The organism is Streptomyces sp. 135 (assembly GCF_020026305.1).
Taxonomy (GTDB): Bacteria; Actinomycetota; Actinomycetes; order Streptomycetales; family Streptomycetaceae; genus Streptomyces.
Window position 1 is genome coordinate 7,842,708 of record NZ_CP075691.1, and the last position, 16,149, is coordinate 7,858,856.

The 16,149-nt window shown below is 69.7% G+C and carries 13 protein-coding genes; 6 read left to right on the forward strand and 7 right to left on the reverse strand.

Annotated features, from left to right (window positions below; genetic code table 11):
• Positions 1-206 precede the first annotated feature (206 nt).
• A complete protein-coding gene (locus KKZ08_RS34880; RefSeq protein WP_223778227.1) occupies positions 207-941 on the reverse strand; it encodes a trypsin-like serine protease in 735 nt (244 codons plus the stop codon).
• Between the two features lie 420 nt (positions 942-1,361).
• On the opposite strand from KKZ08_RS34880, the gene KKZ08_RS34885 reads away from it, so the two are divergent.
• The gene (locus KKZ08_RS34885; protein WP_223778228.1) at positions 1,362-1,853 is read left to right on the forward strand and encodes a hypothetical protein; all 492 of its coding nucleotides are present in this window, start codon (positions 1,362-1,364) and stop codon (positions 1,851-1,853) included.
• A gap of 262 nt (positions 1,854-2,115) precedes the next feature.
• Here the strand turns inward: KKZ08_RS34885 and KKZ08_RS34890 are convergent, their stop codons facing one another.
• Complete coding sequence (locus tag KKZ08_RS34890) at positions 2,116-2,982, reverse strand: leishmanolysin-related zinc metalloendopeptidase (protein ID WP_223778229.1); 867 nt, start codon at positions 2,980-2,982, stop codon at positions 2,116-2,118.
• A 140-nt stretch (positions 2,983-3,122) separates the two neighbouring features.
• Positions 3,123-5,306 carry an endonuclease gene (locus tag KKZ08_RS34895; RefSeq protein WP_223778230.1) on the reverse strand — a complete coding sequence of 728 codons (2,184 nt, stop codon included), beginning with the start codon at positions 5,304-5,306 and terminating at the stop codon, positions 3,123-3,125.
• Between the two features lie 285 nt (positions 5,307-5,591).
• Between KKZ08_RS34895 and KKZ08_RS34900 the strand changes: the two genes are divergently transcribed.
• A complete protein-coding gene (locus KKZ08_RS34900) occupies positions 5,592-7,721 on the forward strand; it encodes a serine protease (protein WP_223778231.1) in 2,130 nt (709 codons plus the stop codon).
• Positions 7,711-8,424, forward strand: coding sequence for a hypothetical protein (locus KKZ08_RS34905; protein WP_223778232.1), 714 nt, complete (start codon positions 7,711-7,713; stop codon positions 8,422-8,424). Before KKZ08_RS34900 ends, KKZ08_RS34905 begins: the two co-directional genes overlap by 11 nt.
• Positions 8,425-8,447: 23 nt before the next feature.
• Here the strand turns inward: KKZ08_RS34905 and KKZ08_RS34910 are convergent, their stop codons facing one another.
• The 4 genes from KKZ08_RS34910 to KKZ08_RS34925 form a co-directional block, all read right to left on the reverse strand.
• Complete coding sequence (locus KKZ08_RS34910; protein ID WP_223778233.1) at positions 8,448-9,347, reverse strand: hypothetical protein; 900 nt, start codon at positions 9,345-9,347, stop codon at positions 8,448-8,450.
• A gap of 170 nt (positions 9,348-9,517) precedes the next feature.
• Positions 9,518-10,615, reverse strand: coding sequence for a LacI family DNA-binding transcriptional regulator (locus KKZ08_RS34915; RefSeq protein WP_223778234.1), 1,098 nt, complete (start codon positions 10,613-10,615; stop codon positions 9,518-9,520).
• A gap of 13 nt (positions 10,616-10,628) precedes the next feature.
• Positions 10,629-11,540: a PfkB family carbohydrate kinase gene (locus KKZ08_RS34920; RefSeq protein ID WP_223778235.1), complete on the reverse strand. Its 912-nt coding sequence runs from the start codon at positions 11,538-11,540 to the stop codon at positions 10,629-10,631.
• Between the two features lie 172 nt (positions 11,541-11,712).
• Positions 11,713-12,714, reverse strand: coding sequence for an SIS domain-containing protein (locus tag KKZ08_RS34925; RefSeq protein WP_223778236.1), 1,002 nt, complete (start codon positions 12,712-12,714; stop codon positions 11,713-11,715).
• Positions 12,715-13,074: 360 nt separating this feature from the next.
• On the opposite strand from KKZ08_RS34925, the gene KKZ08_RS34930 reads away from it, so the two are divergent.
• From KKZ08_RS34930 to KKZ08_RS34940, 3 genes are read left to right on the forward strand one after another with little or no spacing between them, the layout of a single operon-like run.
• Complete coding sequence (locus tag KKZ08_RS34930; RefSeq protein WP_223778237.1) at positions 13,075-14,394, forward strand: extracellular solute-binding protein; 1,320 nt, start codon at positions 13,075-13,077, stop codon at positions 14,392-14,394.
• 21 nt (positions 14,395-14,415) lie between these two features.
• Positions 14,416-15,309, forward strand: coding sequence for a sugar ABC transporter permease (locus tag KKZ08_RS34935; protein ID WP_223778238.1), 894 nt, complete (start codon positions 14,416-14,418; stop codon positions 15,307-15,309).
• Positions 15,303-16,139, forward strand: coding sequence for a carbohydrate ABC transporter permease (locus KKZ08_RS34940; protein ID WP_223778239.1), 837 nt, complete (start codon positions 15,303-15,305; stop codon positions 16,137-16,139). The genes KKZ08_RS34935 and KKZ08_RS34940 overlap by 7 nt, the downstream gene beginning before the upstream one ends.
• Positions 16,140-16,149 lie beyond the last annotated feature (10 nt).

Consider the following 16,149-nt stretch of genomic DNA (forward strand, 5'->3'; position numbering starts at 1 on the left):
TTAAATCTATGATTTATGCAGAGAACGCCGGTGGCCCCCACTTCTGGGGGTCAAGGGGCCGCAGGTTCAAGTCCTGTCGTCCCGACTCGAAAGAGTCGCAGCTCAAGGGGCCGTTTCCATGACGTGGGCGGGTGCCACCGGTCGGCGCGCCCGCCAAGACCTTTGCTGCCGGCCTCGACGACGCGCCGCCGTGTGCTGCGCGCGCCCTATCGGCGAATGACCGAGCGGATCCAGGAGAGCTGCTGGGAGACCTCGCCGGCCTCGGCGCTCTTCTCCCGGTCGGAGCCGTTGAAGACGCCGATGAGGGTTTCGGTGCCGCGCGGGCCCACCGTCATGACCGGGCCCCCGGAGTCGCCCCCGGCGGGAATGCCCTTCACCTTCTTCAGGCAGAAGTCCGGGCCGCCCGGTGCCGTGTGGCCCGCGCACAGGGGGTCATTGGGCCGTACGACCTTCAGGTCGGACTGCTTGAGGACGGGGGACTGGCAGGCGCTCTCGTCGCTGGTGCAGGTGGCGCCCCACCCGTACTGGCGCACGGCCTGACCGGTGCGGACGCCTGCCGTGGACAGGCGAGCCGTGGGGACGTTCATCGGCGGGACCTTGACGAGCATCATGTCGGCGCGGGCACTGCCCACGCGCTTGCCCGGTATGGGGAGGACCTTGGTGCCCCTGCGCATGTCGAGATTGCCGACCCGGAAGGAAATCCTCTTGTCGGCGACCGGCAGCGCCTGCTCGTAGAAGCAGTGTGAGGCGGTGAGGATCCACTGGCGGGCGACCGCGGTCCCGGTGCACGCCGGTTTGCCGTCGACGAGCATCCGTACCGCCCAAGGGCCGTAAGTGCTCTTTGAGCCGCCGATGACGGCGAAGGCCGGAGCGGACGACATCATCGAGCCCGCGACCAGCATCAGGGCGGTCAACAGCAGTACGCGAAAGCGACGAACCATGCGGAACAACTTCTCTCAGTGGGGGACAGCCGTACAGGTAGTGAGAGACCCCGCCGAGCAAAACCGTTCCACGTGGGCACGTAACTGTTGGTCGTCACCGTGCGGGGCCCGGCAGTTCGCCGGGTCGGCCGACATGTGCAGCGTGTGGCAAGGCTTCGTCGGGCGGGCCGGAGCGGGAGGGGCATACGGGACATACGGGAGCAGCACGGATGCAAGTGCACATAGGGCGGGGTGAGTTGAGGGATAAGCGTCAGGTCGCGGACTTGACCTCAACCGCAGTTGAGGTCGAAGGCTGGTGCCATGACCGCCATCGTTTCCGGCCTTCGGCCGGTCGCACTGCCTGAACCTGACCGTCCGGACGCGGGCCTCATACTGGCGTCCCTATGGCACACAGAGGGGCCCGTACAACAGCAGAAGGTCATGTCCGGCGTCATGGACGCCTGGGAGGAGGCCCGGCTGCCGGCCGCGTACCTTGCGCGGCACTGTCTGGCAGGGTCCGACGGCCGGACCATCCTCAACTTCGCCCAATGGGCGAGTTCGGAGGCGCACTTGGCCTTCGCCGCCGACCCTCGCAACCAGCAGGCTCTCGGCAGTGCCGTCCAGGCGCTGTACTCGGCCGACCCGCCAGGCCGTTACGGGCCCTACCGCTTCGCGGACCGGCGTGATGGAGCCACCCGCTATTTCACCGCGACCTGGTACGAGACCGAGGACGCCGTGGCGGCCCGATCGCTCGCCGATGAGTTGACCGAGCGTGCTCCCGCCGTCCCGGCGTCTTCGGCAGAGGCGGCGGAGTACTTCTACGTAGGTGAGGACGGACGGCAGCTCCTCGTGCTCGCCGGATTCGAGGAGGAACCCGGCGGTGCCGACCTGTGGTTCCGCCCGTTCCGCGGACTAGTGCGGCCGACGCGCTAGGTTCGCGCTCACGCCGCGTCCGTCGGCTCGCCATGCTGCGGAAGGTGAAGGGGTCGTCAACGGCGGTGTGGGCCGTCGGCGTGCGAGAAGGCGCGCGACCGCACCGAGCGGGAACCGGCTACGCCCGAAAGGGCCTCGGCGTACTGCGTGGGCGTCGATCCTCGGCCCCTCACCCACATTCCTCTGGCTGCCGTCCGGGAGGTTCGCCCGCGCGGCGACAAGGCCCTGGAAGGAGGGTGCCACGGTGGTGCCAACGCAGGTGTCAGGGGGTGGAGGCAGGCAGCCGGGTGGGGACGGCCGGCAGCATCATGCCTTCGCCTATCGGCGCCGTGTGCGGGACCAGGGCGCCTTCCCTGGCCAGGTCGAGCAGGTTGGGGAGGGCGTACGGTTCGGCGCCGTCCAGGTCGACCTGGTAGCCCATATCGCCGAGGCTCGCCGCCGTCATCCGGCTCAGCGGGTTGTCGGCTTCGGAGATGAAGGGCGACATGAGTTCGTGCGCGAACACCGCCTCCCGCCAGTGGCTGTCCTGGGTGCCGGGACCGCCGAAGTTGGCGACCGGCACCGGCGCGGAGCCCTGTTCGCCCATCAGCGCGGCGAACTCGGCCTCGGCGCGCGGCCCTTCGAAGTTCGGGTTCTGGGTTCCGGCGCCGACGAGGAGGTCGAAGTGCGTCCATAGCGTGCCGACGCCGACGACGTGACCCATCTCGTGCGTGATGACGTCGACGAGGGTGTTCTCCGCCTCCATCGCGGCGAGGTCGGCGGAGTCGAACCTCATCACCCCCTTCGCCGGGAGGAACGCGCCGAACCGGGCGGAACCGTCACGGAAGTCGGTGGGGCCGGCCATGCCCAGAATCCCGTGTCGGCCGTCGATGGTGACTCCCTCTGCCTCGATCAGCAGGTCGTCGATGATGTCGTCGCCGACAAGGGCGGTGTCCAGATCCCCGATGATGACGCGGGTCCAGCGATCGGCGGCCGTGGCGAAGGCGTCCTGCTGGTTCCGGGTCAGCCCGCCGAGGAAGCGGACCTCGATGGTGAACGGTGATGTGGTGTGGGCGATTTCCCTGGCCCGCTCGAAATTGGCTACCGACCGGTACGTCTCGAAGGTGGTGGCAGCGACTTTGCCCGTCATGGCTGTCCCTCGTCTCGCCCGATGAGGATCACCCTTGCCATCAGCCTAGGCCGGAAGGGGGCAGGGCGCTCGTCGGTGCCACGCACCCGGCCGCACCGGTTTGCCACAGCCGCCATCCGCGCTACCAGGAGTCATCTGAGCTACCAGGAGTGACTGAAGTCGATCTCCCGTCCCCACTCGGGGTGGTCTATGAACGGATTGCGGTTGCCCTGGATCTCGGCGACGGCGAAGTTGCGGTGTCGTTCGTACGCGCCGACGGGCTCCGCCTCGTGCCAGGTCAGCAGCATGTCGAGGCGCTCGGGCCGAAGCTCGCGCGCCGCGTCTCCTACCTGCCCGGGGTATCGCAGCAGGAAGTACAGCGTCGCTCGGGCGACGGCGCCCTTGCCCGCGGACGGCTCGAAGCCCTGGGCCTCCCGGCGCCCGCAGTCGGTGCGTACGACCTCCTCGACGTCGGTGAAGTCGAAGTACGGGATGTTGCTGCGGAAGCTGTTGCAGTTGGTCTCGCAGGCGAACAGATGATGCAGGTCGCCGCGCATCGGTTCGCGTTTGCTGAACCAGGACTGCGGCACCACGTGCTCGCAGTTGAACGCGAGGGACGCCTCCAGGGCGTCGATCTCCGCCTCGATCGCCTCCGGGCCGAGGGCGGATTCGCGCAGGGCCATCTCCTGGAGGCGCTGGATCCGGGCGGCCTCCATGGCCGCGTCGGCTCGGATGAACTCCTCGGGGGCGAAGGTCCGGCCGGAGTAGATGCTGCGCAGTTGCTCGTCGGGGTGCAGGTCCACCCACGGGTACAGCAGCCGCATCGGCTTGTAGGCGGGCTGACGCTCGTGCGTGCGCTCCAGGAGGGCGGTCAGCTGCCGGCCCAACTGGGCACCGTCGAGCCCCGCGTAGTACGTCTCCCGCGCCGCGCGGTCGGCTTCCGGCTCGTAGTACGGGCGGGCCCGGCCGGCCTCAAGGCCTGCGAGCGCGGCCCGCAGATCTGCCTCGGCGGGCGAGACGTGCCCGTTCACCGACGGTAGGGGCGCCGGCTGCGTACGGAGACCAAGGTCGCCGTCGACCGCCGCAGTGACGGACGTGGCCGGGGCCTGCCCCCGGGCCGTGACGCCCACGGTGATGTGCAGCGGCACCGTCAGCCGCAGCGTGCCGGTGCCGGTGCCCGGCTCAGGGTAGGCCCCGAAGCCCGCGTCGGAGGCGGCCGTCGGCGTCCCCCCGGGGCCGCCGTCGATGAGGCGCTGCGGGCCACCGGGAGGTGTGAGGCTCGGTGCCGTCGCCTCGAAGAGGTTCGCCCGCAGCTCGGCGGCGGCGCCGGACAAGGGGGCCTGCCGCACCGCCTGGAGCACCCGGCTGATGCGAACGCCTTCATTCGCCTTCCAGGCCAGGCGGTCCTCGCCGTGGTGCGGCTGCCACACGGTGCCGTCCACCGACAGATAGCGGCCGTCCGCGTCCTTGAGCGGGACACCGGCGTGGTGCAGGGCGACGACGTCCCACTGGTCGTTGAAGACCGGCGATCCGGAGGAGCCCGGCGCGGTGTCCGTGGCGTAGTGCACGAAGTCGTCCAGCAGGTCCACCAACTGGTTCTCGCGCAGCGCCAGCTGTTTGGGCTCGCCGTTGGGGTGCTGGATGATGTTGACCATCTCGCCGAGGATCACCTGGCCCTGGGTCTCGCTCAGCCGCAGCCAGGAGAATCCGTCGAGGCCCGCGCCGCTCCGACTCCGCTCGGCCACCGCGACCACGGTGAAGTCCAAATCCTGGTCGGTGACGAAGAACCGGCCCGGTTCCAGGTCGAAGACCACCGGCTCCAGCGGCCGGCCCCCGATACCCGCCTGATAGTTGAACTCGATCACACCACGGCCTGCCTCGTGGCGGTCGGCAAGGACGTGGTTATTGGTCAGCAGCAGGGACGGGGATATCAGGAAGCCCGTGCCGTAGTGCGCCCCGGGGCCCCGGACCGACACCCGGCCCACGGGCCGTGACGCAAGGTGACCGGCCTCAAGGAAGCCGACGTCGATCAGGTCGTTGCGCCCCATGAGCCGTTCCAGTCCCAGCAGGGAGGCGCTGAAGTGATCCGGGGACAGTCCGGGCAGGCTGCGGCCGGTGCCGGTCTCGGCGGGGGTCTGCTCCAGCGCGGTGGCCTGTGACCAGTCCGCGCCGAGCCGGGCCAGGCGCTTGCCGACGCGGTCGGGCGTATCGGCGTGCAAGACGCCTTGGCTGTCGAGTACATGGCGGGTCCGCTCCCGGGCCGCGGCACGCGCCTCATACCGCGTCTCGGCTCGCTCGACCTGCTGAAGAAGGCTGGTCCCGGGGACGTGCGAGGTGGGGGTCACTGGTCCTCCTCCCGGCCGCGTGCCGTGCGCGGCTTCCTTGCCCCCTCCCACCAGCATGGGCACGGACGACGCCATCTCGCGCGTCGGGGGCCGTCACCCGGATGACCCAGTGGCGGTGACCCGCGGTGGCGGTGCGGCGGCGTCCCCGGGTGGACGGCGTCAACGGCGCGGTGACCACCCCGCGGCGTCCCCGGTTGCACCCGCCCGCCTTGCGCACCGGCCCGCCTGGACGAGTACTGGGAAGCGGGGCGAGGACCACGGGAACGGCCATCTAGGTGAGGCGTCATGCTCGCTACGGAAGCGGCGCGTGCGGAGATGCATCGGCAGGCCGCCGAGGCAGCACAGCGCTACCGGGAAACGACCGCGGAACGGGAGGAGATCGAGGAGAAGCTGGCGGAAGGTGTGCGGTTCCCGGATGCCCCGGGCGCGCTCGCGGCCCGGGCCGAGCGGATCCTCGACCGGGGCGGGCTGTCGCCCTCCGCCGTGGTGTCGAGCATCCACGCCGAGGCCCTGGACCTGCCCGAGGCCAACGAGCGCATCATCAACCTGTCGAACGAACTCCAGGCCTGGAGCTTCCTGCCGCGAGGTGTGCGCGCCGGAAACACCGTCGCCCGGATCACGCTCCGCCGCAACGGCCGCGAACTCCCGCACGGCACCGGCTTCATGGTTTCGCCCCGCCTGCTGATGACCAATCACCATGTGCTGCCGAACGCCGAGTTCACCCGCCGTTGCTTCGCGGAGTTCAACGCCCAGGTCTCCATCGACAACGCCCCGGACACCGTGGCCCGGATGGAACTCGACCCCGGCGCCTTCTTCACCGCGGACGAACGCCTGGACTTCGCGCTGGTGGCGGTCGCCCCGGCCGGAGACGGCCGCCTCGCGGGGGAGATCTTCGGCCTGAACCGGCTCAGCGTCCAGCTCGGCAAACTCGTGATCGGCGAACGCGTCAACATCATCGGGCACCCCAACGGCCGCCTCAAGGAGATCGCCCTGCGCGACAACGCGCTGCTGCTCCGCCTCGACGACTTCCTGCACTACAAGACGGACACCGAACCCGGGAATTCGGGCTCCCCGGTCTTCAACGACCAGTGGGAAGTGGTGGCCCTGCACCACAGCGGTGTGCCGAACAAGGACGAACAGGGACGTGTGCTGCGCAAGGACGGCCGGCCCTGGCAGCGTGGCGACGGCGACGACGCCATCGACTGGATCGCGAACGAGGGCGTCCGTATCAGCGCCATCCTGAAGCACCTCGCGGGCCTGCGGCTCGACCCCCGACAGCACGCCCTGCTCACGGAGTTGGGCCCGGACTCCGGCCTGACGCAGAGCGTGCCCGCCGACCAGGCCGTGACCGCGCCACCCCCACCGACCCCCCAAGGGACGGGGCTGCCCGAGACCGCCGCCCCGAAGGCGGTGGCACCGGTCGGTACGGCTCCGACCGGCGCCACCGGGAGGCGCGGACGGAACATCGGCTCGGTCGACGGCACGGAGCGGCACCTGGTCTTCCTGCACGGCAGGCGGCAGCACGGCAAGGGCCCGGAGGCACTGCGGCGCAGTTGGACGGCAGGCCTCAACCATGGACTCACCCGTGCCGGCATGGCCACCGTCAACCCCGGCGATGTGTGGTTCCCCTACTACGGCGAACGGCTCGCCGCCCTCATGGGGTACGCGGAGAGCGCCGGCGGCGCGGTCGACCTCGGGGGCCTGACCGCCGAGGAGGCGGCCGAGAGGTTCGCCGCCGAGTCGCCCACGGGCTCCTACGAACAGCTGCTCGACGAGGCGGCGCGTCGGGCGGGCATGCCTCGGCACGGACCCGCCGCCACCGAGGGGATCGACGAGCGGCTGGTCGGCACCTTGCGTCGGCCCCTGCGCTGGCTGGCGGCCAGGTCCGCCGTCGACGAGTGGACCATCGCCGCCGTCTTCCGGGACGTGGACCGCTACCTCGGCGACCGGGACGTCCGCGAGGCGGTCCTGGAGTGCGTCCTCACGACGCTGCCGGCCAGCGGGGAACTGGTCCTCGTCACCCACAGCCTGGGCACCGTCGTCGGCATGGACCTCGTCACGCGGCTCCCGGACGGGCTCGACGTGACGCTGCTCGTCACCGCGGCCGGCCCTCTCGGCATGGACGCCGTCAGCACGCGGCTCCTCACCGCCGGCCCGCGCCGCCCCGAACGCGTACGCCACTGGGTCAACGTCTGGTGTCCCACCGACGCGGTCGCGATCGGATGCCCGCTCGCGGAAACCGGCTGGGGCAGGCTCACCCAGCTGGCCGTCACCAATTGCTCCGACTGCGCCCATGACATCGAGGAGTACCTCACGCACGCCGACGTGGCGGCGGAGATCGGCGGCGCACTCGGCGGCCACGCCCGGCCCGAAGCCACGGCCGGGCGTGCGGGAGGAGGAGATCGTGTCTGCTAGGCCGGAGTTCAGGAAGACCCTGCTGAGTACGGCCGTGGTGCTCGCGGCGTTGAGTACGGCGGTCGGATGCGGGGGAGGCGGCGGGGGGACGTCGTCCGACACCACGAGGCTCGACGACATCGAGGCGGTGGGCACCTCCACCCTCTTCCCGGGGACCGGCGACGAGAAGGGAGAGGACATCGACTTCCCGAGCGCCGCCGTCGGAAAGCCCGCGGCGGTGGACGTCGAGGTCCGCAACACGACGGACAAACCGATGAAGGTGAAGGATGTCGCGGTGTCCGGCGTCGAGGTGTCCGACGACAAGTGCTCCGGCGAGACGGTGCCCGCGGGGGAGAGCTGCACGTTCCGGGTGGTCAAGCCGGCGGACGAGGACGGGACGGACGGGACGAAGGAACCCCCCAGACACCTGACGGTCACCACCGACCTGGGATCGGTCACCTCGGCGATGCGGACCGGCGAGGTGGAGAACGGCGACACGGAGACCACGCCCGCCGAGTCGCTCACACCCACGGATGTGCCGACAGAGCCGACGGACGTGCCGACCGAGCCCACGGATGTGCCCACCGAGCCGACGGACGTGCCGACCGAGCCGACCGATGTGCCGACGGAGCCGACGGACGTGCCGACGGAGCCGACGGACGTGCCCACGGTGCCCACCGTCGGGCCCGAGGCGAGGCTGCCGGGCTCTCCCGGTACGTCGTAGACGGCCTTGGTACGGGTCGCGGATCAGCCCCGTTCCTTGCCGAGCACCTCCACACGGACGTTGGCGTCATCGCGCAGGATGTAGGTGATGTCACCGTCGGGCGGCCGCCTCCGCGGCACCAGGAAGTACCGGGTCTCCGACTTCGCGAGGATGCGGAAGCCCCGGCAGTTGTACTGGTACGGCCGGAACTTCGGCCCGCGGTCCTCGCAGCTGACCAGCTTGGGCCCGGCGGTGGCGGGGTGGAGCGGCGTCCGCGAGTGGACGAGTACGGGCGTGCTTCCCCGGTAGCCGTGCTCGGCGTCGTCTTCCGCGCGGGACATACCCGCCCCGTACGCGTAGCGCGACATGTCGAAGAACAGGATCATCGCGACCGCGGCCAGCAGCAGCCCCTCCGTGATGCTCCAGAAGCGGTCCCTGCGGCGCTCGGGACCACGCCGCAGATACATCGCGAACAGCAGCAGCAGCGCCCCTACGGCCACCACCATCGGCGGCATCAGCTCGCGCAGCCAGCTGCGGGGCAGGCCCCGCAGCACTCCGCGCTGCCACCACGTCGGCTCCAGCAGGACGGGAAAGCTGACCAGCAGCAGCACGGCACCCAGGCCGGCGACCACCCGGGACCCGATCAGCCGCTGCCGCAGGGTCGCCTGGTGCGACAGCCACCGCTCCACCCGGCGGAACAGGACGACCCCGATGAGCCCGAGGACGAGCGCGATCCACAAGGGCAGGAACAGCGCGGTGGGGCTGTCGAGCAGGTAGTCCTGCATGGTGAGCTGGAGGTCACGGGTGGAGATGCCGAAGTAGGAGTAGTAGGCGCTGCGGTATGTGTTCCCGATGTAGTACAGCAGCCCGATGACGACCGAGCCGGGGGTCACCACATAGGCGGCCTTCTCGAGGAACGACTTCTCCTCCGCGTCCAGTGCCACCGTCTTGTCCTCCCACTCCTTGGGCCGCCGGGAAGCTCACGCGAGCTAACGTCACCTAACGCCAGCCTCCACGCTGAACGGCCCACGACACGCTGCGTACGCAGCCACTCGCAGCAGCCGTCCCCGCGCATCTGCCGGAGCGGGGTCGCCCACACCCATCCGCCGGAGATTCAGCGCGCGGGCGGCGGGGCGACGGAGGAGCGTACGACGAGGCGGGCCTGGAGCGTGTGCGTCTCGCGGCGGGGTTCCGCTCCTTCGAGCGAGTCGAGCAGGACTTCGGCCGCCTTCGCGCCGAGTCGGCGCACCGGCTGTTCGATCATCGTCAGGGGCGGGTCCATGACCGCCGCCCACGCGCTGTCGTCGAAGCCGATCAGCGACAGGTCGCCGGGATAGGACAACTTCCGTGCCCGCATGGCCCGCAGCGCCCCCGTCATCGCGTCGGTCTCCGTGCAGAACAGCGCGGTGGCGCGGTGGGGCAGGGCGAGCATGCGACCGACCTCCTCGGTCGCGTGCTCCTCGGTCTTGGGCCCCACCATCACCAGCTCCGGGTCGAAGGGGATACCCGCGTCGTCCAGCGCGTCGAGGTAGCCGCGCAGTCGCTCCCCGTCCGTCCATACGTTGCGGGCCGCCGCGGCGAGCAGCGCGCGCCGGGTGGCCGGTGCCTGCGCCACCGGTGGCCCCCAGACGAAGCCGATGCGGCGGTGTCCGGCGGCGATGAGCGTCTCGACGGCTTCACGTGCCACGTCCCTGTTGTCGATGACGACGGTGTCGAGATCGAGGGGACCGACCGCCCGGTCCACCAGCACGACCGGGACACCCTGCTTCAGGGCCGTACGGATATGTGTGACCTCGCCGCGGCCGACAGCGGCCGAGGCGATGATGACACCGTCCACGCGCTTGTCTATCAGCACGCCGGTCGCCGCGATCTCCTCGTCGAGGTCCTCGTAGGTGCTGAGCACGATGGTGTCGAAGCCCCGTGCGCGGGAGGCGTCACAGATGCCGCGCACCATGCCCGCGAAGAAGGGGTTGCCGATGTCCGCGACGACGACGCCCAGAGTGTGGCTCACCCCGGTCGACATGCTCCGCGCCAGCGCGTTCGCGCGGTAGCCGAGCTTCTCGGCGGCCGCGAGCACACGCTTCTTCAATTCGGGGCTGACGTATCCGTACCCGCCGAGGGTGCGCGCCGCGGTCGCGCGGCCGACGCCTGCCTCGGCGGCCACCTCCGAGATCGTCGGCGGCGCGGGCGGGCGGCCCCGGTCTGCTGGCATCGGCTTCCGTACCTCACTTCTCCTGGTCGATGGCTCGCCACATGCTAGACACAGCGGGCCGTCCGACGGGCCGGCCGTGACCGAAGGCTCCCTCGACGAAGCACTGTTCGTACGCGGCGTCGGCCCCGTCACGCAGCGCGCGCTCGATCGCCTCCCGGTGCGGCGGGGTGTGCGCGGCCCAGCCCTCGCGTACCAGCGAGACCGCGAAACCGGCGAGGAACGCGTCACCGCAGCCCATGGTGTCGACGAGCGGTTTCGCGCCGTCCGGCTCCCGCGCGGGCGCCGTGACGCCGCAGCGTTCCGTGCGGGCGATCGCCCCCCCGACGCCACGGGTGCCGAGCGCCATCGTGGCGCCCCGGTGCACGGCTTCCGCCAGGAGAGCGTGGGTCGCCGCCTCGTCGAGGTGTGAGCAGGACAGCAGGACCAGGTCCGCGTAGGGGCAGACACGGTCGAGGTAGGAGGGGGTGCGGTACTCGTCCTCGCTCGACAGGTCGAACATCACGAGAGGGCCGGACCGGGCGAGCGCGGGCAGTTCGCCCTCGCTCCGGGAGTACACGCTGGAGTGCACGAGGTCGAACGACGAGACGTACGCGGTCAGTTCGGCGTCGAGCAGGAGCGGCTCCCGTACGGTGACGCCGCCGCCGTTCCAGCCGAGGAACACGCGCTCGCCGTCGTCGACGCGCAGGGTGGACAGGCCGGACTCGCCCGCGCGTACGACACAGTGGTCCATGGCCACATTCTGGGCGCCGATGGACTCCCGCAGGAAACACCCGAGCTCGTCGTCGCCGAAGACCCCGAGATAGGCGGCCTCGACGCCCAGCCGCCGGGCGTACACGGCCACGTTGACGCTGTTGCCGCCCGGATAGTCGATACCGCGGTCGACGAACCGGTCGACGATGTTGTCGCCGAAGCCGAGGACTTTCATGAGGGCTCTCCTGTGCGAGGGGCGATGCGGGGGCGGCGCCGGGCGGTCGGCCACGGAGCGGGAGTGAGCGGCACGGACGGGCGCGCCCGGTGCCGGAGGGCGGAGCCCGCCGCCTCCGCCCGGCCGAAGGCGGTGCCGGGGGAGGGGCGGCGGGCCCGTCGGACCGGATCCGTCAGTAGTCCATGACGCGGTAGTAGCGACGCAGGTCCAGCGAGTGGTCACGCACCCGCTCCAGGTGTTTGCTCACCCTGCCCATCACGGTGTCGAGCACCAGCGGCGCGAGGAGGCCGCGGAACTCGGGGCTGATGCCCTCCAGCGCGTAGTCACGTGTGTCGAAGACGGTCACGTCGCGGGAGATGCGCTTGGCGAAGGCCTCGACACGGTCCGTCAACGGCCGTGTCTCGTCCTCCCCCTGAAAGACCATCACGCTTGTGTCCTCTTCGAGCAGTTCGAGGGAGCCGTGGAAGAACTCGGCGCTGTGCACGCGGGTGGTGCGCAGCCACTGCATCTCCTCCAGGATGCACATGGAGTAGAGGTACGTGAATCCCCACAGGTTCCCGCCGCCGACGAGGAAGTGGTAGTCGGTGTCCTGGTGGGTCTCGGCGAAGGTGCTCGCGGCCGGATCGGCCTGCTTCGCCACGTCGACCATGAGGCGCGGAACGCTTGCGAGCTCGTCGGCGAACTTCTCGTAGTCCGCGAACTCGCCCCGCCGTGCGAGCAACCGGCCCATGAAGAGCAGCATCTGCGGGTCGAAGGGCCATGCCTTCGGCTCCGACACCAGGGCGACGTCGACGCTCTTGGCGACGGGGGAGTCGGCGTACCCCGTGAAGCCGACCGTGAGGGCGCCCTTGGACCGGCAGAACTCGATGGCGCTGAGGCTGTCCTCCGTCGTGCCCGACACGGACGTGAAGACGGCCACCGAACGCTCGCCGAGCGTGGCGTCGCCGGAGGCGACCAGCTCCGCGGCGATCACAGCACGCACGGGGAGCGTCGAACGGCTCCGGGCGAGGTGCTCGTACGGCCACATCTGGGCGTAGGTGCCACCGGCGCCGACGAGGAAGATTCGGTCGAACCCCTCGTCCACGAGGCGGTCGGCGAGCTCTTCGATGCTGGGGCGCAGGGCCACCGTGCTCGCCAGCTGGGAGAGAACTTCCGGCTCGTTGAATCCGAGCATCTGCGGGTCCTTTCGGGGAGGATGCGGCCGGCGGCGCTGAGCGACCTGATACCGGTATCACGCGAGCCTCACGCTGGCACAAGAGATCGGGGGCGTCAACACCGAGGAGCCGCCCCCGCGCCGGGAGGCCACCCGTTAACCAGCCCTCAGCTGCGGGTTCTTGAGCCGTCGTAGGTCTTCGGCGGAAGGGCCGGGGGAGGGCCGGCCCGGGTCCCGCGGAAGTTCTCCGCCTCAACTCTGGTACCGGTATCAGATTCTCTGTACAGTCGCCGCACACAAAGCGGTCCACGTCACGGATTCCGCGGCGGATCCGGGGTGCCCGGCGGCACCGGCGGTCCCCTTCCGAGCGAAAGGAAGCCCATGCGCGCTCGTGCGACGACGAGGTACGCGGCACTCTTCGGGGCCTCGGTGCTCGCCCTCACCGGCTGCTTCGCCGGGCCGCCCCGAGCACCGGTGGCCGATGTCGGCGCCGAGCCGGAGTTCTCCGGCACCCTGAGCGTCCTCACCAAGTTCGCGGGGGACCCGCTCAGCCCCTACTTCGAGGACCTCGCCGCCGCCTACGAGCGGCAGCACCCCGGAGTGGAGGTGGAGCTCATCCAGGAGACCGACCAGAGCATCAAGGACAAGGCCAAGACGCTCACGGCCTCCAACGCCCTGCCCGACATCTACTTCACCTGGACCGGGAACTGGGCCGAGAACTTCATCCGCGGCGGCCGGGCCGCGGACCTCACCGAGGTCATCGGTCCCGGCACCACCTGGGGGAAGACCTTCAGCAAGTCGTCCCTGTCCGCCTTCGCCCACCAGGGCAAGTACTACGGCATACCCCTCTACAACAACGGCAAGTTCATGGGCTACAACAAGGCGGCGTTCTCCGACGCCGGTGTCGAGGTCCCGGCCACCTTCGACGAGCTGATCGACAGCTGCCCCGACCTCCGCGAGGCCGGATACGAACCCATCACCTTCGGCAACAAGGACGGCTGGCCCGCGCTGCACTACTTGCAGCAGCTCTTCGCGTACAACGTGCCCGCCGCCGTCCGTGAGGCCGACAACCACCCCGAGACGGCGACCTTCGAAGACCCCGGATACCTCACCGCCCTGCGGCAGTTCAAGACCCTCGTCGACTCGTGCACCGACACCCGGGGCGGCACCAACGGCGTCCTCTACACCTCGGCGCAGGAGGCGTTCGCCCGCGGCAAGGCGGCGATGTACTACCAGGAGATCCTCGAATTCGACAGCACGACCTCGGGCGGCTCCCTCAAGCCGAAGGACCTGGGGATCATTCCCCTGCCCGCTCCGCGCGGCGCGAAGGGGGACCCGAAGGTGATCGAGGGGGCGCCTGAGGGCTATGTCGTCAACGCGCGCTCGCCGCGCGCGGCCCTCGCCGTCGACTTCATGAAGTTCGTGACCGGACCGAAGAACGCCGCGACGCTCTCCTCGCCGCCGTACGGTCAGCCCAGCACGGTGGTCGGGGCCGTCACCCCGAACACGTCGAGCAAGGCCGTCTTCGAGGGCATCAAGAAGGTCAACGGGGCGCCGGGCCTGGTCGGCTGGCTCGACATGGTCACCGCTCCGGAGGTCGCCGACGCCTGGCTGGCCGGCGGCGAGGCGCTGATCAGCGGCGGCATGTCTCCCGAGAAGGTACTCGAGAGCGTGCGCCGGGCCTCCGAGTCGGCCCGATAGCCCGTGCTCCCGAAGGGAAACATGCTGGTGCGCACCATGTGCCGAAGGGCACTCGGGCTGGCCTGGGTCATTCCGGCCCTCGTCATGCTCGCAGTCTTCGTCTATCTGCCGCTCGTGCAGAACTTCGGGTTCTCCACGCTCACCTGGGACATCTACAGCGGTGACCAGGAGTACGTCGGCCTGGAGAACTACCGACGCCTCTTCGACGATCCGGTCTTCTGGTCGTCGTTCGCCAACAACCTCTGGTACGCGGTCCTCTCCATCGTGTTCCAGGTCTTCGGCGCGCTGCTGCTCGCCGCGCTCGTCGAGAGCGTCCGCCGCGAGCGATGGCAACGCGCCCTGCGCGCCGTCTACTTCATCCCCGCGGCGATCTCCCTGACCGTCGCCGGACTGCTCTTCTACTTCGTCTACGAGCCCAACATCGGCCTGCTCAACCACGTGCTCGACGCGATCGGGCTGCGGGAGTTCGCCCAGCCGTGGCTGGGCCAGGAGAGCACGGCGATGTTCGCCGTCATCGCCATGAGCCAGTGGCAGGGCTTCGGGTACTGCACCCTGCTCTTCGCCGTCGCGATCCAGCGCATCCCCGCCGAGCTGTACGAGGCGGCCGCCCTCGACGGCGTCGGACCCGTGCGCCGCTTCTTCCAGGTGACGCTGCCGCTGGTGCGCGAGATGACCGGCCTCATGGTGATGGTGACCGTCTCGGGCGCGTTCCAGGTGTTCAACGAGGTCATGGTGATGACCAGTGGTGGCCCGAACAACTCGACCCAGGTGCTCGGCACCTGGCTGTACCGCAACGGTTTCGTACGCAACGACTTCGGGTCGGCCGCGGCGATCGGCACCGTGCTCTTCGTGATCACGCTCACCATCGCCATGGCGCAGCTGTGGATCACCCGTAGGAAAAGGGTGGAATGGTGACTCGTCTCGGCTTCCTCGGCGTGATCGCGCGCCTGTTCATGTGGGCCTTCCTGCTCGGCCTCGCGGTGGTCGTGCTCTATCCGCTGCTGTGGATGGTCCTCAACGGCTTCAAGAGCAACGCCGAACTCTTCGACAACCCCTTCGCGCTCCCGGACACCTGGAGTTTCGAGAACTACCAGAAGGCGTGGAACCGCGGGGTGAGCGACTACCTCACGGCCAGTGTGCTCGTCACGGTGACGTCGACGGTCGCGACCGTCTTCATCAGCGCCTGGGCCGCGTACGGCCTCACCCGGGTGAACATCCCGCTCAACAAGGTGCTCACCGCCGTCATCCTCGGTGGGCTCATGCTCACCCCCACCGTGGCGCTGGTGCCGCTGGTGCAGATGTTCCAGTCGATGGGCCTGTACAACAGCTACTGGGCGCTGCTCATCCTGTACACGGCCTTCCGGATCCCGTTCACCACCTTCCTCATCCGCGCCTACATGATCGACCTCCCGCGCGAGGTCGACGAGGCGGCCGAGATCGACGGCGCCGGCCGCTGGACCGCCTTCTGGCGGATCATCCTGCCGATGTGCAAGCCGATCATCACCTCCACCGTCCTGCTGCACGTCCTGTTCGCCTGGAACGAGTACCTCTTCGCGATGGTGTTCACCAACGGCAGCGACGTCCAGACCCTCCCCGTCGGACTGACCAGCCTCATGAGCAAGCACGGCACGGACTTCCCCGTCGTCTTCGCCGGCATGGCGATCGCCGCGGTCCCGGTGGTGCTGCTGTTCTTCTTCGGCCAGCGCTACATCGTCAAGGGCCTCGCCGACGGCATCGGAAAGTGACCGAACGCCC

Excerpts from the sequence above, each read along its gene's own strand:
- KKZ08_RS34900 (WP_223778231.1), top strand. The coding sequence starts at position 5,592 with ATGCTCGCTACGGAAGCGGCGCGTGCGGAGATGCATCGGCAGGCCGCC.
- KKZ08_RS34890 (WP_223778229.1), bottom strand. The coding sequence starts at position 2,982 with ATGACGGGCAAAGTCGCTGCCACCACCTTCGAGACGTACCGGTCGGTA.
- KKZ08_RS34935 (WP_223778238.1), top strand. The coding sequence starts at position 14,416 with ATGCTGGTGCGCACCATGTGCCGAAGGGCACTCGGGCTGGCCTGGGTC.
- KKZ08_RS34925 (WP_223778236.1), bottom strand. The coding sequence starts at position 12,714 with ATGCTCGGATTCAACGAGCCGGAAGTTCTCTCCCAGCTGGCGAGCACG.
- KKZ08_RS34940 (WP_223778239.1), top strand. The coding sequence starts at position 15,303 with ATGGTGACTCGTCTCGGCTTCCTCGGCGTGATCGCGCGCCTGTTCATG.
- KKZ08_RS34920 (WP_223778235.1), bottom strand. The coding sequence starts at position 11,540 with ATGAAAGTCCTCGGCTTCGGCGACAACATCGTCGACCGGTTCGTCGAC.
- KKZ08_RS34885 (WP_223778228.1), top strand. The coding sequence starts at position 1,362 with ATGTCCGGCGTCATGGACGCCTGGGAGGAGGCCCGGCTGCCGGCCGCG.
- KKZ08_RS34930 (WP_223778237.1), top strand. The coding sequence starts at position 13,075 with ATGCGCGCTCGTGCGACGACGAGGTACGCGGCACTCTTCGGGGCCTCG.
- KKZ08_RS34915 (WP_223778234.1), bottom strand. The coding sequence starts at position 10,615 with ATGCCAGCAGACCGGGGCCGCCCGCCCGCGCCGCCGACGATCTCGGAG.
- KKZ08_RS34880 (WP_223778227.1), bottom strand. The coding sequence starts at position 941 with ATGGTTCGTCGCTTTCGCGTACTGCTGTTGACCGCCCTGATGCTGGTC.